The 22,960-nt window shown below is 74.2% G+C and carries 8 protein-coding genes and 1 pseudogene; 4 read left to right on the forward strand and 5 right to left on the reverse strand.

Features of this window, described 5'->3' with window-relative positions:
* Positions 1-116: 116 nt before the first annotated feature.
* Positions 117-734: a 4'-phosphopantetheinyl transferase gene (locus ACYF6T_RS42090; protein WP_461703262.1), complete on the forward strand. Its 618-nt coding sequence runs from the start codon at positions 117-119 to the stop codon at positions 732-734.
* Positions 735-782: 48 nt separating this feature from the next.
* Here ACYF6T_RS42090 and ccrA read toward each other — a convergent pair.
* The 3 genes and pseudogenes from ccrA to ACYF6T_RS42105 form a co-directional block, all read right to left on the reverse strand.
* Positions 783-2,014 (reverse strand): annotated as a pseudogene (ccrA, locus tag ACYF6T_RS42095) (crotonyl-CoA carboxylase/reductase).
* Positions 2,015-2,084: 70 nt separating this feature from the next.
* A complete protein-coding gene (locus tag ACYF6T_RS42100; RefSeq protein WP_461703255.1) occupies positions 2,085-5,900 on the reverse strand; it encodes a type I polyketide synthase in 3,816 nt (1,271 codons plus the stop codon).
* Positions 5,893-14,583 (reverse strand): amino acid adenylation domain-containing protein, encoded by an 8,691-nt coding sequence (locus ACYF6T_RS42105; protein WP_461703256.1) that lies wholly within the window; start codon positions 14,581-14,583, stop codon positions 5,893-5,895. The genes ACYF6T_RS42100 and ACYF6T_RS42105 overlap by 8 nt, the downstream gene beginning before the upstream one ends.
* Positions 14,584-15,098: 515 nt before the next feature.
* Here ACYF6T_RS42105 and ACYF6T_RS42110 point away from each other — a divergent pair.
* Together ACYF6T_RS42110 and ACYF6T_RS42115 are read left to right on the forward strand one after the other, a co-directional pair.
* On the forward strand, positions 15,099-16,379 hold the full coding sequence (locus tag ACYF6T_RS42110) for a phthiocerol/phthiodiolone dimycocerosyl transferase family protein (RefSeq protein ID WP_461703257.1): 1,281 nt from the start codon (positions 15,099-15,101) through the stop codon (positions 16,377-16,379).
* Between the two features lie 54 nt (positions 16,380-16,433).
* A complete protein-coding gene (locus ACYF6T_RS42115; protein ID WP_461703258.1) occupies positions 16,434-16,952 on the forward strand; it encodes an RNA polymerase sigma factor in 519 nt (172 codons plus the stop codon).
* 159 nt (positions 16,953-17,111) lie between these two features.
* Here ACYF6T_RS42115 and ACYF6T_RS42120 read toward each other — a convergent pair whose 3' ends face one another.
* Positions 17,112-17,999: a PAS domain-containing protein gene (locus ACYF6T_RS42120; RefSeq protein WP_461703259.1), complete on the reverse strand. Its 888-nt coding sequence runs from the start codon at positions 17,997-17,999 to the stop codon at positions 17,112-17,114.
* Between the two features lie 496 nt (positions 18,000-18,495).
* Between ACYF6T_RS42120 and ACYF6T_RS42125 the strand changes: the two genes are divergently transcribed.
* Positions 18,496-19,764, forward strand: a complete 1,269-nt coding sequence (locus tag ACYF6T_RS42125) for a helix-turn-helix domain-containing protein (RefSeq protein ID WP_461703260.1) — start codon at positions 18,496-18,498, stop codon at positions 19,762-19,764.
* 94 nt (positions 19,765-19,858) lie between these two features.
* On the opposite strand, the gene ACYF6T_RS42130 is transcribed toward ACYF6T_RS42125, so the two are convergent.
* A complete protein-coding gene (locus ACYF6T_RS42130) occupies positions 19,859-22,147 on the reverse strand; it encodes a catalase (RefSeq protein ID WP_461703261.1) in 2,289 nt (762 codons plus the stop codon).
* Positions 22,148-22,960: the final 813 nt, after the last annotated feature.

Raw genomic sequence — 22,960 nt, forward strand, 5'->3', positions numbered from 1 at the left:
GCGGTGGACGCGGGACGCGGCCGTCAACGCGTGGAATCGCCGACGACGAGGCGGCGGTCGCGCCCTTCGGCGCGTTGACGCTGCTGCGCCCCCAACTGGCGGCCACCGGGCTGGCCTTGGGCCTGGCCCGCGTCGACGAGCCGCGGCTGGGGCCGGCCGGCCCGGCGGAGGCGGCCGCGGCGGCGGCCATGACGCCGCGCCGCCGCCGCGAGTTCCTGGCCGGCCGGGAGGCCGCCCGCCGGGCCCTGCGCGCGGCCGGCACGGCGTGCGGTGAGATCCCCCGGGCCGGCCGGCTGCCGGTGTTCGCGCCCGGACGGGAGGCGTCGATCTCGCACAGTGCCGGGATCGCCGTCGCCGTGGCCCGCCGACCGGGACACGACGCCCCGCTCGGCTGTGATCTGGAGCTGCGGCCGCTGCCGCATGGCGCGGAACGGCTGGTGCTGCGCCCGGACGAGGAGGGGCTGCTGGCCGCCGCCGTCGGAGGGCAGGGTGGGCCCTGGTCGGTGACGGCGCTGTTCTCGGCGAAGGAGACGGCGTGGAAGGCCCTGCACCTCGCGGCCGGACCGGGGACGCCCATCACGTCGATGAGCACCCTGCGCGACCTGCGGGCCGAGCCCTGCGACGCCGGCCTGCACGTCGTTCTGCGCGCCGACCCCGCGTACGCGGTCCGGGTGCGGGTGCTGCCCGTCGGCGTGGGCGTGTTCAGTCACACCGTGGGAAGGCCCTTGCCGTAGGAGGGATTTCGGCCGCACGGGGCTCGCGCCGGGCAAGGGCCTTCCAGTTCAGGACTCCGGGCGGGCGTTGACCAGGGCCGCCATGTTGCCCGCGGGGTGGCGGTTGTCGTGGATGAGCTGGTGGGCCAGGCCGATCTCGTCGAAGGCGAAGGTCCGCGACAGGCACGGGTCGATGACGCCCTGCGCGATCAGCCGGGTCACCTCGCGTGCCTCGCGCGCGCTGGCGACGTGCGAGCCCTGCAGCCGCTTCTGCCGCATCCACAGGAAGCGCAGGTCGACGTCGCCGTTGTAGCCGGTGGTGCCGCCGCAGATGACGACCATGCCCCCGTTGTCGCACAGGTACAGGGAGGTGGGGATGGTGTCGGCGCCCGAGTGCTCCAGCACGACGCGCGGGTTGCGGCGCTCGCCGAGCACCTCCCAGAAGCGCCGGCCGAAGGCCCGGGCGCCGGTCAGCCACCGGCCCATGGCCTCCTCGTCGGACGTGTCCGGCAGCCGGCCCCAGTGGTCGAACTCGCGCCGGTCGATGAAGCCCTCGGCGCCGAGCTTGAGGCAGAACTCGCCGCGTTCCTGGCTGGAGACGACCGCCACCGGGATGCCGCCGACGTGGCGCACGAGCTGGATGGCGATGGAGCCCAGTCCGCCCGCGCCGCCCCAGATCAGCACCGGGTCGCCGGGGCGCACGGTGTGCGGCGGCCAGCCGAACAGCTGGCGGTAGGCGGTGGCGGCGGTCGCCATGTAGCAGGCGGCCTCCGCCCAGGACAGCCGGGCCGGCTTGGGGTGGCACATGTAGTCGTCGACGACCGCGAACTGGGCGAAGGAGCCGTAGTTCTCCTCGTAGCCCCACACGCGCTGGGTGGAGGAGAAGGCCGGGTCGGCGCCGAGGCGGACGTCCTCGGCGGACTCGTCCCAGCGGTTGGCCAGGACCACGACCTCGTCGCCGAGCCGGACGCCCCGCACGTCCTCGCCGACCGCCCACACGATCCCGGACAGGTCCGAGCCGCCGATGTGGAAGTCCTCGGTGGCGCCGGCCTTCTGCCGGGCGGCGATCACGTCGAGCGGCTCGCCCAGGGCTGCCCAGACGTTGTTGTAGTTGATGCCGGCCGCCATCACCTTCACCGCGACCTGCCCGCGGCCGACGGGCGGGACGTCCACCACCTCGGTGCGGAAGGCGTCGACGGGCTGCCCGTAGCGCTCACGGCGGATGAGGGAGGCATCTTGCGGGGGACGGTGCCGATCTCGGGCGCGTCGCCGAGCTCGTAGAGGTCCTTGGTCGCACTCACGCGGGGTCTCCTGAACGGTCGGGGCGTACGTACTCGGGTGAAGGGGCGGGCCTGTTCGGGCCGTCCGGGCTCAGTCGCGCAGGGCGCGCAGTGCTTTGGCGACGGTCTCGCCGATGCGGGCGATCGGCTCGGGCTCGGTCATCTCGTAGTGGCCGCAGGGCACTTGGTGGTCGTGCAGGGTGCCGTCGACGTACGGGCGCCAGCCGTCTGCCTTGCCGGGCTGTACGGCCAGGTCGCCGGTGAACTCCGTGACCGGCTCCTGGGCGGCGCTGAAGAACAGCACGTCGCCGCGGAAGCGTCCGGGTGTGAACTGCGGGGCGATGCGCAGGTTGTTGCGCATGACGGCGGCGATGGCGCCGGCCTGCGCCCGGGTGATGGGCGACCTGTCCGCCTCGGCGTCGATGCGGTCCAGCACCGACTCCACGTCCGGCACGGCGCCGGGGGCCGCGGACAGGCCGGCGACGCGTGAGAGCAGGGCCGCGACCTGCCGTTCGGCCGTCTCGGGGTCGTAGGCGGTGCCGTGCGGCTGGGGGGCGTCGAGCATGGCGAGCAGGTCGACCCGTTCGCCGGCCTCCTGCAGGGCGCAGGCCATGGCGTGCGCGACGAAGCCCCCGTAGGACCAGCCCAACAGCCGGTAGGGGCCGTGTGGTTGCACCTCGCGCACCAGGTCGAGGTAGGCGCGGACCATCGCGGCGGCGTCCGGCGCGGGCGGCCGGGTGCCGTCCAGGCCCAGCGCCTGGATGCCGTAGACGGGCTGGTCGCCGCCGAGGTGGGGCAGCAGGCCGGTGTAGCGCCAGGAGACCCCGGCACCGGGGTGGAGGCAGAACAGCGGCGTGGCCGTGCCCTCGGCGCGCAGGGGCAGCAGCGGGCCCAGCGCGGTGGCGGGGGTGGCGTCCGGCGCCGCGCCGGCCTGTTCCTCGGCGAGGAGACCGGCGACGGTGGGCGCGGCCAGCAGTTTCGCCGCGGGGACGTCCAGGACGCCCGCCTGGCGCAGCCGGCCCGCCAGCAGCACGGCGCGCATGGAGTCGCCGCCCAGGTCGAAGAAGTTGTCGTGCACGCCGATGCCGTCGATGCCGAGGGTCTCCTCCCACAGCCGGGTGACCGCCTCTTCGCGTGCGGTGCGCGGCGGTACGTGCCGGGTGGTCAGCCGGGGACGCGGGGCGAGGCCGGAGCCGGCCGGCGTCGCGGCGGGCGTGTCGGACGCCTCGGTGGCCGTGCGGGCGCCGGGGGCGTCGATCCAGTGGCGGTGGCGTTCGAAGGCGTACGGCGGCAGCGGCACCCTGCGCGGGTCGCCCGGCACCGGCGGGAGGGCGGCGTCCACGCCCGCGCTCCACAGCCGGCCCAGCGCCTCGGCCAGGACGAAGCCGTCGGCCGCCTGCGCCTTGGCGTGCCGCATCGTGGTCACCGTCACCGGCGCCTCGTCGGCGAGCCGGCCCAGGGCCAGCTTGGTCAGCGTGTCCCCGGGGCCGATCTCCACCAGGACGGGGCGCAGGCGCTGCCACAGGGCGGCGATGCCGTCGGCGAACCGCACGGTGTGCCGGGTGTGGTCGAGCCAGTGCCGTACGGAGGTGGCCTGGGCGTCGGTGACCCAGGAACCGGTGACGTTGGTGACGTAGGGGATGCGCGGCGGGCGCAGGGTGACCTGCCGCAGGTGGCTTTCGAAGGCCGGCAGCACGGGGTCCAGGACGTGGGAGTGGGCCGCGACGGGGATGCGCAGGCGGCGGAAGGGGATCTCGCGGCGGGCGAGGCCGGCCTCGAAGCGTGCGACGGCGTCGAGGTGTCCGGCGACGGTGCAGGCGGTGGGGCCGTTGACGGCGGTCAGCGACAACTGCTCGTCGAGCAGCGGCAGGATGTCCTCCACGGGCGCGGCGACGCCGGTGGTGGCGCCGCCCGCGGAGCTGATCAGCCGGATGCGTTCGGTGACCAGCGGCAGCATCTCCTCCAGGTCGATCACCCCGGCCAGACAGGCCGCCGTGTACTCGCCCAGCGAGTGGCCGATGAGGGCGTCGGGGCGCACGCCCGCCTCCATCAGCGTGCGGGCCAGCGCGTACTCGGTCACCACCAGCCCGAGGAAGGCGTGGGTGTCGTCGGCCGGCCGGCGCTCGACGAGCGTGGTGCGCAGGTCGCCGCCGAGGACGGGGCGCAGGATGCGCGCGCACTCGTCGACGGTGTCGCGGTAGACGGCGTGCTCGCGGTAGAGCTCAGCCCCCATGCCGGGGTACTGGGTGCCGCCGCCCGGCAGCAGGAACGCCACCCGGGCCGGGTCGTCGCCGACGGGCGGGGTGGCGGGCGTGGCGCCGCGCAGGGCGTCCACCGCTTCCTCGCGGGAGGAGGCCGTGACGGTGAGACGGTGGCGCAGCGCGGGCCGGTCGGCGCGCAGGGAGTGCGCGACGTCGTCCAGGCGCAGGTCGCCGTGGCGCTCCAGGTGCCGGGCGAGGGCGTCGGCCTGGCCGCGCAGCGCGCCGGCGGTGCGCGCGGAGACCGGCAGCACCAGGCGGCGGCCGTCCTCGGGCGGGCGGGGCGCGGCCGGTGAGAGGGGCGGGGCCTCCTCCAGGATGACGTGGGCGTTGGTGCCGCCGATGCCGAAGGCGGAGACGGCGGCCCGGCGCGGGTGGTCGCCCCGCGGCCAGTCCTCCAGCGTGGTGGGCACCCGGAACGGGCCGGAGTCGAAGTCGATGAGCGGGTTGGGCCGGTCGAAGTGCAGGCTCGGGGGGATCTGCCGGTGCTCCAGGGCCAGTACGGCCTTGATGAGCCCGGCGATGCCCGCGGCCGCGCCCAGGTGGCCGATGTTGGTCTTGACCGACCCCAGGGCGCAGAAGCCGCGTACGTCGGTGCTGTGCCGGAAGGCTTCGGTCAATGCGGCGACCTCGATGGGGTCGCCGAGCCGGGTGGCGGTGCCGTGCGCCTCGACCAGGCCGATGGTGCCGGCGTCGACCATCGCGTGGGCCTGGGCGGCGAGGATGACCTCCGTCTGTCCGGCGGCGCTGGGCGCGCTGAAACCGACCTTGCGGCGCCCGTCGTTGTTGACGGCGCTGCCGCGGATGACGGCGCGGACGCGGTCGCCGTCGGCGAGGGCGTCCTCCAGGCGTTTGAGGACGACGGCACCCACGCCGTCGCCCGAGGAGGTGCCGGCGGCGTCGGCGGCGAAGGCGCGGCAGTGCCCGTCGGGGGAGAAGGGACCGTCGGGCACGTGCCGGTAGCCCAGGGCGGCCGAGGGGTTGAGGGAGACCGCGGCCGCGAGCGCGGTGTCGCAGCGGTAGTCCAGCAGGTCCTGGCAGGCGGTGTGCACGGCGACCAGCGCGGTGGAGCAGGCCGTCTGCAGCGACACGCTCGGGCCGGTCAGGCCCAGTTCGTAGGAGACGCGGGTGGCCAGCGTGCCCAGCGAGTTGGCGGTGGCCGCGTGCACGAGCGCGACCGAGCCGGGCTGCCCGGCGAAGCGGGGGTGGACGTGGGCGGGGTAGTAGCGGCTGTCGCCGCTGCCCGCGTACACGCCGAACGCCCCGTTGTCGCGGTCCTCGCCCAGGCAGCCGGCGTCCTCCAGGGCGTGGTAGGCGGTCTCCAGCAGCAGCCGCTGCTGCGGGTCGACGACGGCGGCCTCGGCGGGGCTGTAGCCGAAGAAGCCGGAGTCGAAGCGGTCGATGCCCTCCACGACGGAGGCCATGCGCACCAGGGAGGGGTCGTCGAGGTCGTGGGGGTCGCCGCCCGCGGCGAGGAACTCCTCGTCGCCGACGGGGCGTATCGACTCCCGGCCGGCCGCCAGGTTGTCCCAGAAGGCGTCCAGGTCGTCGGCGCCGGGGAAGCGGCCCGCCATGCCGACCACGGCGACGGCGGGGGCGTCTTCGGCGTCCTGGGCGTGCTCGTCGCGCGTCGCGGGGGTGTCATGCATGGCCGCGGTCCTTTCCGTGCCGTGCGGTGCGGCGGGCGCGGGCCGCACGCTGGCGTTGGGCTTGTTCCCTGGCGCGGTCCAGGCCGCCGCGCGCCGGGTCGGCGCCGGTGTCCGGACCGGCGCCGGTGTGCGGTTCGGGTGGCGGCTGCGTGGCGGCGGGGCCGGTGCGGGCCGCCAGGTGGCGGGCCAGGTCGCGCACGGTGGGGTGCGCGAACAGGTCCACGACCGACACATCGGTGCCGAAGGCGCTGTTGACGGCGGTCTGGGCGGTGACCAGCAGCAGCGAGTTGCCGCCCAGGTCGAAGAAGTTCTCGTCCCGTCCGACCCGGTCGCGGCCCAGCACGCCGCACCACAGCTCGGCGAGCCTGCTCTCCACCTGCCGCAGGTCCTCGGTCGAGTCACCCGCCTCCCGGTGCCCGGTGGCGCCGGCCGAGCGCAGCACCCAGTCGTCGCCGAGCCCGGCCGCGCGGGCGGCGTCGGCGGCGGCGCGGTACAGGGCGCCGAGGTCGGTGCCGTCCGCCAGGCCGACGCGTGCGGCCGGGCGGCGCACCTGGCGGACCGGGGCCGCCACGTGCGAGCGCACCCAGGGGGCGGTGCGGTCGGCGCCGATGAGCAGGTGTGGTTCGTCCAGCGTGCGGGCGAGGTCGAAGGAGCGCAGCGCGGCGGCGGTGTCCAGCACCCGGTAGCCGCGGGCCTCGGTGAGGGCGGTGAGCCGGTAGCCGCGGCTCACCCCGCGCTCGCGCCACATGCTCCAGGCCAGGGACTGCGCGGGCAGACCGAGCTGGCGGCGGTGCAGGGCGAGGGCGTCGAGGTAGGCGTTGGCGGCGGCGTAGGCGGCGTTCATGGCACCGCCGAAGTAGCCGTTGACGGAGGAGAAGGTGACGAAGGAGGTGACCGGGTGGTCGGCGGTCAGCCGGTGCAGCGTCCACGCGCCGTGCGTCTTCGCCGCCAGCGCCTGCCGCCAGGTGCCGGCGTCCAGTTCGCCGACGGGGCGCTCGACGAGCGCTCCGGCCAGGTGCAGTACGGCCGTCAGGGGTGCGTTCCATGCCTGGGCGGCCGCGTCGACCGCGGCGCGCACCTGGGGTTCGTCGGTGACGTCGGCGCTCGCGTAGCGGACGTCGCCCAGCTCGCTCAGCCGCCGCAGCACCTCCCCGCTTCCCCCGGCGTCCAGCGCGTCGTGCGGGGTGCGGCCCAGGATGAGCAGCCGGGTGCCGGGGGTGCGCAGCAGGTGGGCCGCGACCTCGGCGCCGACGCCGCCCAGCCCGCCGGTGAGGAGGGTGAAGCCGTCGCCGGGCTGCTGCGGGGTGTGCGCGGGCGTCTCGGGCAGCGGGGCGAGGCGGCGTACGTGGCGGTGGCCGCCGCGGTAGGCCACCTCCGCGGTGCCGGTGGCGGGCCGTGTCTCGGCCAGCAGCGGCGGCAGCCGGTCCTCGCCGTCGTCGGGCGGGAGGTCGAGGTGCGTGCCGCGCAGCCAACCGAGCTCCTCGCCCAGCGACTTCAGCAGGGCGCCCGCCATGGCCTGCTGCGGGCGGGGCCGGTCCTCGGCGCGCACACCCTGGGCGCCGGCCGTCACGTACACCACGTCCACGGGCTGCCGCGGGCCGGGCCGGGCGGCGAGAGCGCGGGCGAGGGCGAGCAGGGACAGGGCGCCTGCCGCGTGCGGCGGGGTGTGCGTGTCGTCGCCGCCGTCCAGGCCGCCGAGGTGCAGGACGCAGTCGACCGGCCGCTGGTCGCTCTCCAACTGCTCCAGCAGGCGGGCGAGTTCGCTCTCCTCGCCGGTGGGCAGCCGGTAGCGGGCGGCGTCGAGGCGGGCGTACGCGCTCGCGTCCGTGGCCACGGTGCACCGTCCGCCGGCGGAGCGCAGCGCGTCGGCGACCCGCCCGGCCAGGCGCTGGGCGTCCGGGTCGCCGCCCGTCAGGACGAGGGTGTGCCGGCCGGGTTCCGCCTCGCGGGGCGCGGGCTGGTGGGCGCGCTGCCAGACCGGGCGCAGGAACCAGTCGGGCACGGTGGCGGCGGTGCCCAGCAGCAGGTGGGCGGCGCGGACCTCCTCGTCGAAGGCGCCGGCCTCGAAGCTCTTGCGCAGCTTGGTGCGCTGGATCTTGCCGATCTCCGTCTTGGGGATCGCGTCCTGCGGGACGGGGATGAGGAAGGCGGGGCTGACGCCGATCTCGCGGGTCACCTTGCCGGCGATCTCCCGCAGGGCGGCGGCCGTGTCGCCCGCGGCGGCCTCGGGGGTCAGGTGGAGGAACAGGGCCAGTTCGTCGGTGGGCGCGGAGGGGTCGGAGCGTACGGCGACCGCGGCGGTGAAGCTGCGCACGACGTGCGGGAGTTCCTCGACGCAGGCCTCGATCTCGTGGCTGTAGTGGTTGACGCCGTTGACGATGATGACGTCCTTGGCGCGGCCGGTGATGTACAGCTCGCCGGCGCGCAGGAACGCCAGGTCGCCGGTGTCGAACCAGCCGTCGTCGGTGAACGCCTCCGCGTTGGCGGCCGGGTTGTCGTGGTAGCCGCCGGTCACGGAGGTGCCGCGGACCTGCAGGCGGCCGGCGTCGCCCTCGGCGAGCACGGTGCCGGCGTCGTCGACGATCCGCATGGCGAAGCCGGGGTAGGGCAGGCCGCAGCTGACGAACGTGCCCTCGTCGGGGCGGGGTTCGCCGGGCAGTACGGCGTCGGTGACCACCGAGCAGGTCTCGGACATGCCCCAGCCGGGGTGCATCACGTCCTGCGGCAGGCCGAACGGCTTGAGCGCGTGCAGGAAGCGGCGAGCGGCGGCGGCCACGACGACCTCGCCGGCGTTCATCACCAGCCGCATCGGCGACAGGTCCCAGGTGCGGTCGGCGAAGCGGTCGGCCTGTTCGGCCAGCAGGCCGAAGGCGAAGTTGGGCGCCCAGGTGACGGTGACGCGGTGGCGGTCGGCGAGGTCCATCCAGCGCAGCGGGTCCTGCAGGATCCATGAGGTGGGGGCGTGGATCTGCCGGCAGCCGAGGTAGACGTCCCGCAGGTGGAACATGACGACGCCGGTGACGTGGTCGAGCGGGATCCAGTTCAGGGAGACGTCGGTGGCGCCGAGCGCGTTCATCTGCTCGGTGGCGGCCGAGCGGGTCAGCACGTTGCGGTGGGTGAGCCGCACCGCCTTGGGCAGACCGGTGCTGCCGGACGTCATCAGCATCAGCAGGAGGTCGTCCGGCTGGGCGGGATGCCAGTCGTGGTCCTCGGGTGCCTCGCGCAGCGCGTCGGCCGTGGTCAGCCGCAGCGCGGGCCAGTCCTGGCGGGCGGCCAGGGCGCGCAGGCCGGCCTCCTGGTGGGCGGAGCAGACGATCCAGGGCCGGCCGAGCATCCGCCAGATGCCCTCCAGCTTGGTCAGCGCCGCCGACGGCGTGTCGTAGGACGTGGGCACGGTCAGCGGGACGGCGACGAAGCCGCCCAGGACGCAGCCCCACAGCACGGCCAGGAAGTCCTCGGTGACGTCGCACTGGAGGATGACCTGGTCGCCGGGGCGCAGTCCGGCGCGGCGCAGTCCGGCCAGGACCCGGGAGGCCTCGGGGATGAGGGAGGCGTAGCTGCGCCGGTGCTCGCTGCCGTCGGCGTGGACGTGCACGATGTCGCCCTGGGCCGACTCGGCGGCGCGGCGCAGGGCCTCGGCCCAGCCGGTGACGGACGGCTCGACGAGCGCGGGGCCTTCGCTGAGCGCCGGGACGGCGGAGGGGGCTTGCGCGGCGGGGGCGTTGGCGGTGGGGGCGGCCGCGGTGCGGTCGGGCAGGCCGGCGTGGCGTCGGCCCAGTTCCTCGGGGGCGTCCTCCACCGTCACCTCGGCGGCCGTCACCCCGGGCAGCCGGGTCAGACGGTCACGCCAGGCGGCGGCCGCCGTGCGGTCGACGGCGGGCAGGGCGTCGAGCGAGTCGGTGTCGAGAGCGCCGTCCTCGCCGAACGGCAGGGCGTTGACGGCGACGACGCGGACGCCGTCGTGACCAGCCCGCCCCAGCACCTCCTCCACGCGCTCCACCGCGTCGGCGCGTCCCGGCACCACGTACAGGCGCGGCGCCCGTCCCTCGGCGGCCGGCAGGGCGCGGGCGTCGCGGATGCCGGGCACGGACAGTGCCGCCGCCTCCACCTCCGTGAGCGCGGGCGCGGGCGGGACGGGCCTGCGCCGAGGCGGCGCGGGCAACTGCCCGACGCGGACGGCGGGATCGGCGCCGACTGCGCGCAGGACGTCGTGCAGGGCGCGGGCGAACGCCTCGGCGGTGGAGGCGTCGTAGAGGTCGGTGGCGTACTCGACGTGCAGGGCGAGACCGTCGGGGGCGCCGTCGCCGCTGTGCCGCTCCAGGACGTCCACGAACAGGTCGAACTTGGCGGTGCCGTTGGCGGTCGGCCGCAACGGGGCGCTCAGCCCGTCGAGTCGCAGGACGGCGGGTTCGTTGTTCTGCAGGGCCAGCATCACCTGGAACAGCGGGTGCCGGCCGGCCCGGCGCACCGGGTTGAGCTCCTCCACCAGCCGGTCGAAGGGCAGGTCCTGGTGGTCCAGGGCGGCCAGGTCGGCGGTGCGCAGCCGGGCGAGCAGTTCGCGGAAGGAGGGGTCGCCGGAGGTGTCGGCGCGCAGCACCACGGTGTTGGTGATCAGCCCGATCAGGTGGTCCAGGGCGGGCTCGGTGCGGCCTGCGACCGGGGTGCCCAGGACGATGTCCTCGCCCGCGCCGCAGCGGGTGAGCAGGGCGCTGACGGCGGCGTGCAGCACCATGAACAGGCTGGCGCCCTCGCGGTCGGCCAGGGCCAGCAGAGCGCGGTGGAGGGCCGCGTCCACGACCGTCTCGACGTGCGCGCCGGTGCCGCGCGGTGCCTGGGGGCGCGGCCGGTCGCCGGGCAGGGTGCACTCCTCGGGCAGGCCGGCCAGCGCGGTGCGCCAGTGGGCGGTCAGCCGTTCCAGGCGGCCTGTGCCGCGCGGTTCGGGCGCGAGCAGGGCGCGCTGCCACAGGGCGTAGTCGGCGTACTGCACCGGCAGCGGCGTCCACGCGGGGGCGCGGCCGGCGCGACGGGCCGCGTAGGCGAGGCTCAGGTCCTCGGCGAAGGGCCGCAGGGACCAGCCGTCGGCCGCGCTGTGGTGCAGCAGCAGCACCAGGGTGCTGTCGGTCGCCGGGCCCAGCAGCCAGGCGGCCAGGGGGCTTTCCGCGCTCAGGTCGAAGCGGTGGCGCAGGGCCGTGCGGGTGTGGGCGGCGCTCTCCGCGGCCGGGCAGTCCACGCGGCGCAGGCGCGGGCGCAGTGTGCCGGGCGGCAGGATGCGCTGGTGGGGTGTGCCGTCGTGCTCGGCGAACAGGGTGCGCAGGCTCTCGTGGCGGTCGGCCAGGTCGCCGAGGGCGGCTTCGAGGGCGTCGGCGTCGAGGTCGGCGGGCGCCCTGACCACGAGCGGGATGTTGTACGTGGCGGCCTGCCCGTCGAGACGGTCGAGGAACCACATGCGTTCCTGCGCGAAGGACAGCGGCACGCGGTCGGGGCGGGCGACGGCGCCCAGGACGGGCCGGGGCAGCGTGTCGGCGGAGTCGGCGGCCAGCCGTGCGGCGAGCGCGGCGGGCGTCGGCGTCTCGAACAGGGCGGTGATGGGGATCTCCGCGCCGGTGTCGTGCCGCAGCCGCGCCAGCAGGCGGGTGGCGAGCAGGGAGTCGCCGCCGAGGTCGAAGAAGTTCACGTCGGTGCCCACGGTGTCGCGGGGCAGTTGCAGCACCTCCTCGAACAGGGCGCACACCAGGGCCTGGTGCGGGGTGTCGGGCCGGGTGCCGGAGGCCGCGGCGGTGAAGTCCGGTGCGGGCAGGGCCTGGACGTCGAGCTTGCCGTTGGCGGTCAGCGGCAGGGCGTCCACGGTGACGCAGGCGGCCGGGACCATGTGCTCGGGCAGGTGGGCGGCGGCGTGGGCGCGCAGTTCGGCGGGGTCGGCGGGCCGGTCGTCGCCGGTGAGGACGTAGGCGACGAGGTGCTGGGCGCCGTTGTCGGCCCGGCGGGCGACGACGGCGGCCCGGGCGACCCGGGGGTGGGCGGCCAGGACGGCCTCGATCTCGCCCGGCTCGACGCGGAAGCCGCGGATCTGCACCTGGGCGTCGGCGCGGCCGAGGTAGTCGAGGGTGCCGTCCGGGCGGCGCCGTGCCAGGTCGCCGGAGCGGTACATGCGCGTGCCGGGCGGGCCGAAGGGGTCGTCGAGGAAGCGCTCGGCGGTCAGTTCGGGCCGGTGGAGGTATCCGGCGGCCACGCCGGCGCCGGAGACGTACATCTCGCCGCGCGCCCCGGGCGGCACCGGCCGTCCTGCCGCGTCGAGGAGGTGGACGCGCAGGTCGGACAGGGGCCGGCCGATGACGTTGGCGCGGCGCGGGTCGTCCAGGTCGGCCCGGGTCAGGCGGTGGTGGGTGACGTGCACGGTGGTCTCGGTGATGCCGTACATGTTCACCAGCGCCGGCCGGTCCAGGCCGTGCCGGTCGGCCCAGGGCCGCAGCCGCGCCGGCCGCAGGGCCTCGCCGCCGAAGACGACGTAGCGCAACGCCCCGCTGTCACCGCCGTGTTCGGCGTCGGCGTCGACCAGCTGCTCGAACGCGGACGGCGTCTGGTTGAGGACCGTCACGCCCTCGCGGCGCACCAGCTCCAGGAAGTCCCGGGGAGAACGGCTGACGGCGTAGGGGACGACGACGAGGCGGCCGCCGTGCAGCAGCGCGCCCCACATCTCCCAGACGGAGAAGTCGAAGGCGTAGGAGTGGAACAGCGTCCACACGTCGTCCGGGCCGAAGGTGAAGTGCTCCGCGGCGGCGGCGAACAGGCGCACCACGTTGGCGTGCGGGACCGGAACGCCCTTGGGGCGGCCGGTGGAGCCGGAGGTGTGGATGATGTACGCGATGTCGGCGGGGCCGGTCGGGCCGTGCCGGTCGGCGTCGGTGAGGTCGGTGGCGGGACGGCGGACGAGGTCCGCCGCCGTCTGCGGGTCGTCCAGGACGACGGTGGGCACGGACGCGCCGCCGAGGCCGGCGTGGGCGCGCTCGGTGACCAGGACGACCGGGGTGGCGTCCTCGACGACCAGGCGCAGCCGTTCGGCGGGGTGGCCGGGGTCCAGGGGGAGGTAGGCGGCGCCGGTCTTGAGGACGGCCAGCAGGGCGGGCAGCAGCCGCGCCCCGCGCTCCAGGGCCAGCGCCACCACCCGGCCCGGGCCCGCGCCGCGCTCGGTCAGCAGCCGGGCCAGGCGGTTGGCCTCGGCGTTCAGGCCGGCGTAGGTGAGGTGGACGTCGCCGCAGGTCACCGCGGTCCGTTCGGGAACCGTGGCCGCCTGCTCCTCGAACAGCTGCGTCAGGGTGCGCTCGACCGGATACGTGTGGACGCCGGCGTCGCGGGGGTGTTCGCCGGGCAGCAGAAGGTCCAGCTCCCCCAGCGCGGTCGTCGGCGCGGCCTCGGTCAGCCGGTGCAGCAGGGTGAGGAACCGCTCGCGGTGCAGGGCGAGTTCGTCCTGCTCGTACACGGCGGGGTTGGCGTCGAAGGCCAGCCACAGCCCGCCGGCGTCGGCTGCGGGCCGCACGGAGATCTGCAGGTCCTCCACGGCTCCGCCGGAGAGGTGGTGCCAGGTGGTGGGGTGGCCGTCGAAGACCGGCGACTCGTCGAAGGGGACGATGTTCAGCACCGGTCCGTACAGGCGCCGGCCGGTGCCCAGCAGGCCCAGGTCGCGGCGCAGGTACTCGCCCCGGTAGGCCTGGTGGCGGCGCAGCGCGCGCAGATCCTCGGCGACGCCCTGAACGACGGCGGCGAGCGGGGTCGCCGCGGTGGCGGCCACCCGCAGGGGCAGGATGTCGGAGGCGGTGCCCGGGGTGCGCAGTGCGGCGCTGCCCAGGCGGCTCATCGTGGCCAGGCCCAGCACCAGGTCCTCGGCACCGGTCATGCGGTGCAGGTACACGGCGGTGGCCGCGGCCAGCAGGTCGGTGCGGGCGACGCCGAGACGGGAGGCGGCCGCGTCCAGGGCCGCCGTCTCGGGCGGCGTCAACTCGGCGGTGCTGCGCAGGAACGGGGCGGTGGGGGCGGCCGTACGGGAGGTCAGCCGCGCCGGTTCGGGCAGCCCGGCCAGGCGGTCGGCCCAGTGGGCGCGGTCACGGGTGTGGCGCTCGCCGGCGCGGTAGGCGGCCTCCTCCTGCTGGAGCCGGGCCACCGGTGCGAAGCGGGCGGGATCCGGCTCGCGTCCGGCGGCGAGCGCGTTGTAGACCTCGGCCAGGCGCCGTCCCAGGAGCTTGTAGCTGTAGCCGTCGAGCAGGATGTGATGCGCCCTGAGCAGCCAGATGAACCGGTCGTCCGCCAGCGTCAGCAGGGAGTGTGAGAACAGCGGGCCCTTCTCCAGGTCCACCGGGGTCGCCAGGTCGGCGCGGATCCAGTCCCAGGCGGCCCTGTGCGGGTCGTCGGCGTCGCGGACGTCGACCTGGTGCAGCGGCCAGTCGTCCGGGTCCGCGGCACGATGGCAGCGGGGGCCGTCCTCGGTGTCGACGAAACGCAGGGCGAAGGTGTCCGCCTCGGCGACCGTGCGGCGCAGCGCGGTCTCGAACAGGGCGGTGTCGAGCGGCCCGTGGATCTCCACCGCCTCGCCGGTGTTGTACGCGGCGCTGTCCGACGCGAGCCGTCCGGCGTACCAGAGACCCTCCTGGGCCCCGGACAGCGGACGTCGCTCGTCCTGCTGGAGTGACATAGCACAACCCTCACGTGACAAGCCGTAATGTCCCGGCCGGCGACGGCACGACCGGATCGGACGGGTGCGGCCACCGCCTCGTGCCGCCCGCGCGAGTGACCGCGCGCCGGGCCGGGCCACGAAGCGGAAGAAAAAAGGGGGAGGTCGCACGCCGGGAGCCGGGCGGACACTCGTCGCCCCGGACCCGGTTCCACGGCACATGACGGTGCGCCACCGCGCTCGGCCCGGTCAAGACCGCACCGGTGCCTGCGCGGTAATTCAGGGAATTCCCCAAAGAACGCCGGGTGAGGGAGTGCGCGGCCACGGAGAATTTCTAGGGAAATCACGCGACTTCGCTTTCCGAGGCCCTAGCGGGTGGATTCGGCGGTGGCCCGCGGTGCACTCTCGAACGCGACTTGCCGAAGCCCGCGGCCGCATGCCGGCGACAGGCCGGACGCGCCCTTGGGCCCCGTTGGACGACCGAGAAGAGGGCTGCCGTCATGCACCGTGCGCTGTGTCCGGTTGAGACGCTCTACGTGGGCCAGCGAAGCAGGGCCGTGCTGTCCTGCACGCTGCGCGGACGCGTCGACGTCGAGGCGCTGGCCGCCGCGTTCCAAGCCGTGACGCAGGCCAACCCGACCCTGCGTTCGCGCATCGTGGCCGACGGCGCCGGCCATGCGCTGGCCCTGCTCGACGAGGCCGAGCGGCCCCGTCTGGAGACGCGCGCCGGGGAACCGGCCGAGGCCTACGCGGTGGAGCTGAACAGGCCGCTCACGGTGGGCGGTCCGCTCTCGCGCGCCGTCCTGGTCAGCTCGGCGGACGGTGCGGAGCACCTGTTCGTGCTGGTGGTGGACCACACGGTGACCGACGGCCACAGCAGCATCACCCTGCACAACACGCTGTGGGACCACTACCGCTCCCTCGTCACCGACCAGCGGACCGGGGCCGTCTCCTCCGATCCCGCACCGACGCCGGACTGGCCCCAGCCGGTCAGCGCGCTGCTGCCGCCGGCCGACGAGGCGGACACCGCCGCCTACCTCGACGCCCGCATCGAGCAGACCAGGCGGCACCCCGTCGACCTGGTGCCCTACGACACGGCGGGCGCCGCGCAACCGGCCGCGGGGGAGGGGCACATCGAGGTGCGCCGGCTGACCCTGGACGGCGCACAGACCACGCGGCTGCGCGAGGCGGCACGGCAGGCCGGCGTGTCCGTGCACGCGCTCATCGCCGCGGCCCTGCTGACCGCGGCCCGCCGCCGTCTCGAGGGCGACGGTCCCCGCACCCTCGGCTGCCTGTCACCCGTCGACCTGCGCTCCCGGCTGACGCCGCCGCTGCCGGCGTCCGTCATGGTGCCGGCCGTCACCACGCACCTGCAGACCCTGGAGGTGTCCACGGCCTGCGATCCGCTGGATCTGGCCCGCACCGTCCACGCCCGGGTGGGCGACTTCGTCTCCAGTGGCGGCCCCTTCCAGGAGATGCGCATCACCCCGGAGATCCCGCGCAACCCCGCACTCCAGCTTGCCACGGTGATCGTCACCAACATGGGCGTCGTCCCGGGACCCCGCCTGCCCGAGGGGCTGCGCGCGGTCGACGTCCGGCTGGTGCCGGCCCGCGAGAACTACTTCCCGCAGGCCGGACGCAGCCCCGTCATGGCGTGCGTGGTCTCCTTCGAGGGCCGCCTGTCCATCGAGTTCCCGCACTTCACGGCCTGCTTCAGCCCGTCCTTCATGCGGGCCCTGCGCGACGAGGTGCTCGACGGCCTCCTCGCCTTCGCCTCCGCTGCCCGCCGCGAGCCCGCCACCGCCGACGCGGGCTGACCGCCGCCCCTTCTCCCGCTCCCGCCCGGTTGCCGTAAGGAGTTCTCCTCCGACATGTCCGCCGTCAGCGAACTGTCCTCCCCCCTGACCCTGCTGCCGCGCGCCCAGTCGGGCGACGAACACGCGATGAACCACCTGCTGAACCACATCACGCCGTACGTGGCCCGGATCTGCCGGTCCATCACCCGCGACGACGCGGCCGACGCCACCCAGGAGGCGTTGCTGGCCATCTACCGCGGCCTGGGCAGCCTGCGCGAACCGGTGGCGTTCTACGGCTGGGTCCGCGCGGTGACGGTCCGCGAGGCCGTGCGCACCGCCAAGCGCTTCGGTGAGGAACAGACCTGCTCGCAGGTCGAGTCGCAGCAGCAGGCGAACCCGCTGGACGCGGTGCACATCAGCGACGTGCTCGAACGGCTGTCCCGGGCGCACCGGCAGGTGCTGACCCTGCGCGCCTACGGACTGAACGAGGAGGAGATGGCGGAGGTGCTGGCCCTGCCCGTGGGCACCGTGCGCTCCCGCCTCTTCCGTGCCCGCCGCCGCTTCCAGGAGGCGTGGCAGCCCTCGGCGGCGTGAGCCGAGCGGTGCGGGCCCGGGGGCGCTCCCGTAGGCCGTACGCCGGAGAGCCGGTGTCGTGCGCCATGGGCCGCAGAGCCCGGCGTCGCCGTCAGGCGGCCGTACGACGCGGGCCGTGGCGTCGGTGACGGCCACGGCCCACGTTCCGGGGCTCTCGCCCTACGGCTTGACCCGGTCCGGCAGGACGCGCGGCGGCCACTGTCCGGCGGCGAACATCCCCAGCGCGTGCGCCCGCGAGACCAGCGCGGGCCGGTTGGGGGCGTCGAACCGGCGCAGCATCTGACCGATGCGGTACTCGATGCCCTGGCGGCTCAGATACAGCCGGGAGGCCATCTGCACCGTCGACTCACCACACGCCACGCCCTCCAGCACCTGGGCGTCGAGAGCACTCAGCACGGGTCCGTCCCCGGCCGCCGGTGCGGTGTCCTGGCGGGGTGCGGGGCCCGGGCCGCGCAGCAGGACGACGACGCCGGACGTCTCACCGGACGGGTCGTACAGGGCGACGCAGGTGATGTTCGCGCGGAAGAGCCCGCCGGCACCGTCTTTGCCCATGACCTTTTCGGTGAATCGGGGGCGACGGCCCGAGGAGAGAGCGATGAATTGTTCCCGGAGCCGGGCGGGCGCGGGTGAATGCAGAAGGTCGAGAAGGCGATACCCGCATATCTCCTTCGCGCTGAGGCCGAATGGCCGGGCGAATTCCGGTTCCGCGGCCGTGACGACCAGGTCGTCGGAATAGGGGCGGGCCGTGCAGACGGCCCGCGACGTGGAAAGCGAGGACGTATCACGGGTGAACGGTTCACGACGAGCAGGAGGGGCCGGGTGCGCGGCCGGGTCGTGTTTGCGGGGCGAAGCGTCGGGAAAACTGGTGGTCGCCACGGACGTACCGTCCTTTTGCTGCGCGTGGGGGGCTTGGCAGGTGGGAGGCGGGGCGGACCGGCGCGTGGGCGCCGGAGTGCCGGGATACCGGGGTGCGTTCAGGGAGCGCGTACGCGACCGACACGAACCGGCCGTCGGCCGGATAACGTTGTCACGGCCACTCGATCTCACCGCTCGACACGAAGCCCGGGCTCAGGCGTGGAACGGCGCATGAGCCCGAGTTGCCCGTCCCGTTCCCACTCGTGGAGCTCCCCTCCATCTCCGCCCGCGGTGTGTCCGGCCCGGGTGCGACGAGCCGCGGGATGGACGTTCGCGTTGAGCCCGGTCGGGCGTGGCGCGGCACGGGGACCTCCATGAGACGAGTTGGGGGTGATCGCGTCAGGACGGCACCCTTGAGGCTAGGGTGCGGCAACCCCCTTGGCAAGGGTTTGCCAGGTGACCTGGATAACGTGTCAACTCCCGTGCAGGTGGCCGCTCTTGCCGGGAGTCGGAGTCTTTGCCGCTTCGGTCGGCGTACGGCAACACGCCTGCTGAACAGGAGAGTTGGTGAAGGCTTAACGTCTTGCCGCCCGTTGGCCCGCTTCGTATGGTGTTGACAACTCCAGAACTCCGGACGAACGGGCCGAGGACGGAGGACGGGCGCGCGTCACGGGAGCAGAGGTGGGAGATGCTCAAGCAGCCGCACTTCGGCCGTCGGCTCAAGAGGCTCCGGCTGGAGCGGGGCCTCAGTCAGGCGGGACTGGTCGGCGACGGCATGTCGACGGCGTACCTGTCGCGTCTGGAGTCGGGTGAACGGCGGCCCACCGAGCGCGCCACCGCCTACCTTGCCGAGCGGCTCGGCGTCGACGCCTCCGCGCTGACCGGGCCTTCGGAAGATCGGTCCCTGGCCTGCGAAGTGGCCGCCGTGCTGTCGGCGCCGTCCGGCACACCCGACATCGCCGCCCTCAGCCGGGCGGTCGACGAGGACGCGGGCGACGATCCCGCGGCCCGCTGGCAGGCGCTGTGGTTGCTCGGCCGCGCAGCCGGCGACAGCGGCGACTATCCGCAGCAGCGCGCACGCCTGGCCCAACTCGTCGAAACGAGCGAGCTGTTGGAGGTGCCCGAACTGCGCGTGCGGTCGCACATCCAGTACGCCCGCTGCGCGCGTGCCCTGGGCGACATGCGCACGGCGGAACCGGCGGCCGCCCAGGCGTTCTCCCTCGCCCGGGCCGAGGAGCTGTCCGTGCCGGACACCACGGCCGCCCTCATGGTGCTCATCAGCATCGAGGCGGAACTGGGCCGGCTGGAGGCGGCCGCGCGGCACGTGGCCGAACTGGAGCAGGACCTGCTGCCCGCGGCCGCACCGGCGCAGGCGGCGGAGGGATGGTGGACCGCCGCCATGGTCTGCAACCGTCAGGGCGACCACGCCTCCGCCCGGACCAGACTGGAGACGGCCCTGCGCCTCCTCGACGGCGGGGACGACCTGACCTTGTGGACCCGGTTGCGGGCCGCCGCCAGCGCTGCCGCACTGGAGATGTCACCGCCCCAACTGGCCGTCGCAGAGCGGTGGTTGAGCGAAGCCGCGTCCGTCGTGAACCTGGTCGGTCCGCCCGTGCAGGCCCAGGAGCTGCATGCGCTGCAGGCCCATCTGGCCTTCCACCAGGGCCGGTTGGAGGACGCCCGCATGCTCAGCGGCGCGCTGCTGGACGAGGAGGACCTGCTTCTGTCGTACCGGGACCGGGTGCGGCTGTCCGTCCTGGACGGCCGGCTGATGATCCTGGACGGGCGGGTCGAGGAAGGCATCGGCGTCCTGCAACGGCTCGGCCGGCAGGCCACGGAGTCACAGAACCTGGATCTGGCCGCGCATGTGTGGCAGTCCCTGGCGCAGGCCCTCGCGGACCTGCGCCTGGCGACCCCGGCGGACGGCGTCGCGACCGCCCCGCACTCGTCCGGTTGAGACGACCGGCTTCCGGGGCACCGAGTGAACCGCGCCCCGGGAGAATCCCGGTCGGATTCCGGATGCGGGACGGTCTGTCAGGCTCCGGCTGCGGTCAGACCCCGGCAGGGACCGTGGTGAAGCGTTCCCACACCCGGTGGGCGGCCATCAGCTCCCGCACCTGTTCCAGTACGGCACTCCCGCTGCCGGCGACCACCACTCCGGGCGCGTCGCCGGGCACCCCGGCCGCGTCGAGGGCGTTCTCGCCGCCCGCCCAGGCGCCGATCGCCTTGCCGTGCCGGAACGCCTCCGACAGCAGCAGACCGACCCGGGGATCGGCCGCGGCGGAGTTCACGCCCGAGGGATGGGCCTTCGCGTCACGGGACCCGTACGCGTCGCCGCCGGCCGTCGGCGGTCCGGCCAGCAGCAGCGCGTCGAACTCGACGGACCGCGCGGTGGCGTACGTCCGCTGGACCGTCACCGCCGCGTCGCCCGAACCCAGAAGGCCGCCCTTGGGCGCGATGACCAGGGGGACCATGCCCGCGCCGAGGACCGCCTCGCGTACCGCGCGTACGCCGTCCAGGTCCCCGTCCGGTCCGGCCACGATGCCGACGATCCGGCCGTCCGCCGGCCAGGTGTGGCCGACCTGGGAGAGCGCCGGGCTCGGCTCCACGTCGGCCGGCGGCACGGTCGGTTTCGGCGCCGGCAGGCCGAGGCCCTCGGCGACGCCCGCGCACAGTTCGGGATCGACGTTGGCCAGGACCTGCAGCGCCCGCTCCTTGACGGCCTGCTCGTAGCACTTGCCGAGTTCGAAGGTGTAGGCGCCGATGATGTGCTCGCGCTCCACCGGGCTCATGCTCAGCCAGAACCGGCGGGGCTGGCTGAAGTGGTCGGCGAACGACTCGGGAGCCTCGCGGACCTTCATCGCCTCCGGCACTCGCACGGGCGTCTCCACGTACGCGCCGGCGTCCGCACCCGCCAGGAACGGACAGCCGCCGTCGAGCGAGTTGGGCCGGTAAGGAGCCACGCCCCGGTGCACGGCCGTCTGGTGCATGCCGTCGCGCAGCATGTCGTTGACGGGGGAGTGCGGGCGGTTGATGGGCAGCTGCGGGAAGTTGGGACCGCCCAGGCGGGTGATCTGCGTGTCCAGGTAGGAGAACAGGCGCCCGGCGAGCAGCGGGTCGTCGGTGATGTCGATGCCCGGGACGAGGTGGCCGACGTGGAAGGCGACCTGCTCGGTCTCGGCGAAGTAGTTCGACGGGTTGCGGTTGAGCGTCAGCAGCCCGATCGGCTGCACGGGAGCGAGCTCCTCGGGGACGAGGTTCGTCGGGTCCAGCAGGTCGATGCCCTCGAAGGTCTGCTCCGGGGTGTCGGGGAAGGTCTGGATGCCCAGCTCCCACTCCGGGTAGGCGCCCGCCTCGATGGCGTCGGCGAGGTCCCGGCGGTGGAAGTCCGGGTCGACGCCGCCCGCGATCTGCGCCTCCTCCCAGACCAGGGAGTGCACGCCCAGCTTCGGCTTCCAGTGGAACTTCACCAGCGTCGTGGAGCCGTCGGCGGCCACCAGCCGGAAGGTGTGGACGCCGAAGCCCTCCATCATCCGGTACGAGCGCGGAATGCCGCGGTCGGACATGTTCCACAACGTGTGATGGGTGGCCTCGGTGTGCAGGGTGACGAAGTCCCAGAACGTGTCGTGAGCGCTCTGCGCCTGCGGGATCTCCCGGTCCGGATGCGGCTTGCCCGCGTGGATGACGTCCGGGAACTTGATCGCGTCCTGGATGAAGAAGACGGGGATGTTGTTGCCGACGAGGTCGAAGACGCCTTCGTCGGTGTAGAACTTGGTCGCGAAACCGCGGGTGTCCCGCACGGTGTCGGCGGACCCGCGCGACCCCAGCACGGTGGAGAACCGCACGAAGACCGGTGTCTCCACGTCCTTGGCGAGGAACGCGGCCTTCGTCACGGAGGTCGCGGTGCCGTAGCTGCGGAACACTCCGTGCGCCGCCGCACCGCGCGCGTGGACCACACGCTCCGGAATGCGCTCGTGGTCAAAGTGCATGACCTTCTCGCGCAGGTGGTGGTCCTGCAGCAGCACCGGCCCGCGCGGGCCGGCCTTGAGCGAGTGGTCGGTGTCGTACAGCCGCGCGCCCTGAGCGTTGGTGAGGTACGCCCCCGACTGGGCCACACGTGCCTGGGCGTCACCGGTCGGCTGCCCCGTGGGCGACATCGTCTCCGGACCGCTCTGGTCCGGCTTCGGCGGCAGCGGCTCGCGGGGCTCGGTCGGCTCGGCGACGGACGGTGACTCGGCACCCGGCTTGCCGGGAATCCCGCCGTCCGGACCGGTGCCGCCGCCCTGCACCGCTTCGGTGACCTTCTCCGCTGCCCGCTTGAGGGGGTTGGGCTGACTCATCGATGTACCAGTTCCTCTGTTCTTGGCCGGCCACGGGCGCCGCGGCCAGTTGATCGAGAGATGTCCGAATCGTCTGGAGTGTGGGTTCGTCTGCCAACGTCTCACGGTGCGATCACCCGCACACGGGGCGCGTGTCAGGGGAGTGAACCGCGCCGGCACGCTCCCTGGGCTCGCGATCATCGTCACCGTCCCGACTGCGTACCCAGACGTCGCTACTCAAGGCATGCGGAAAGGCGGCGAGCCCGAGGCGGGGCGAGAGACGGGTGAAATCCGGACAGTCGGTGGCGGCCGCACGGTCCGGCGAGGTCGGTGACGGCCAGGTCGGGACTCCGGCTCGACGCCACTTTTCCGAACGTAAGGGCGACAGAACAAAGCATGTCGGCTGCACAGAAAATCTGTCGTGGCGAGGGTAGACATTGCCTTGCCGCAGGGTTACAGTCGGTGTTGTACGCAGGAAGTCGAAGAGGTGCGGCAGACACGAACTGCCGCGCAGGTGAAGTAGCAAGGCGCGACTCCGAGGAGTCGCGAGCAGTACCCGCGGTATCCAGCAGTACCACCGAGTAACCGAAAGTAAGGAGCAGAACGCCATCAGGATCGCCCGGGCGAGGTGCATGTCCGCTCGGGTACCGCAGACCCCGGATTGGAAGGTGATCCCCGGTCACGCATACGCGATCCCCGCAGCTCCGCCCTTGTGGTGGAGGCCGCGGACAAAGAAGGCCGGCACACGCTGCCGGTAGATGGTGTTGAAAGCTCGGGGCCCGGGTGCCGTTACGGCATCCAGGACTACGACCCCTACATCAGCGACAACGGCGT

The sequence above is a fragment of the Streptomyces sp. 7R007 genome (assembly GCF_054850255.1).

What these genes read in the sequence shown, in the direction of transcription:
- ACYF6T_RS42105 (WP_461703256.1), bottom strand. Translation starts at nt 14,583, where the DNA reads ATGTCACTCCAGCAGGACGAGCGACGTCCGCTGTCCGGGGCCCAGGAG.
- ACYF6T_RS42125 (WP_461703260.1), top strand. Translation starts at nt 18,496, where the DNA reads ATGCTCAAGCAGCCGCACTTCGGCCGTCGGCTCAAGAGGCTCCGGCTG.
- ACYF6T_RS42115 (WP_461703258.1), top strand. Translation starts at nt 16,434, where the DNA reads ATGTCCGCCGTCAGCGAACTGTCCTCCCCCCTGACCCTGCTGCCGCGC.
- ACYF6T_RS42130 (WP_461703261.1), bottom strand. Translation starts at nt 22,147, where the DNA reads ATGAGTCAGCCCAACCCCCTCAAGCGGGCAGCGGAGAAGGTCACCGAA.
- ACYF6T_RS42100 (WP_461703255.1), bottom strand. Translation starts at nt 5,900, where the DNA reads ATGCATGACACCCCCGCGACGCGCGACGAGCACGCCCAGGACGCCGAA.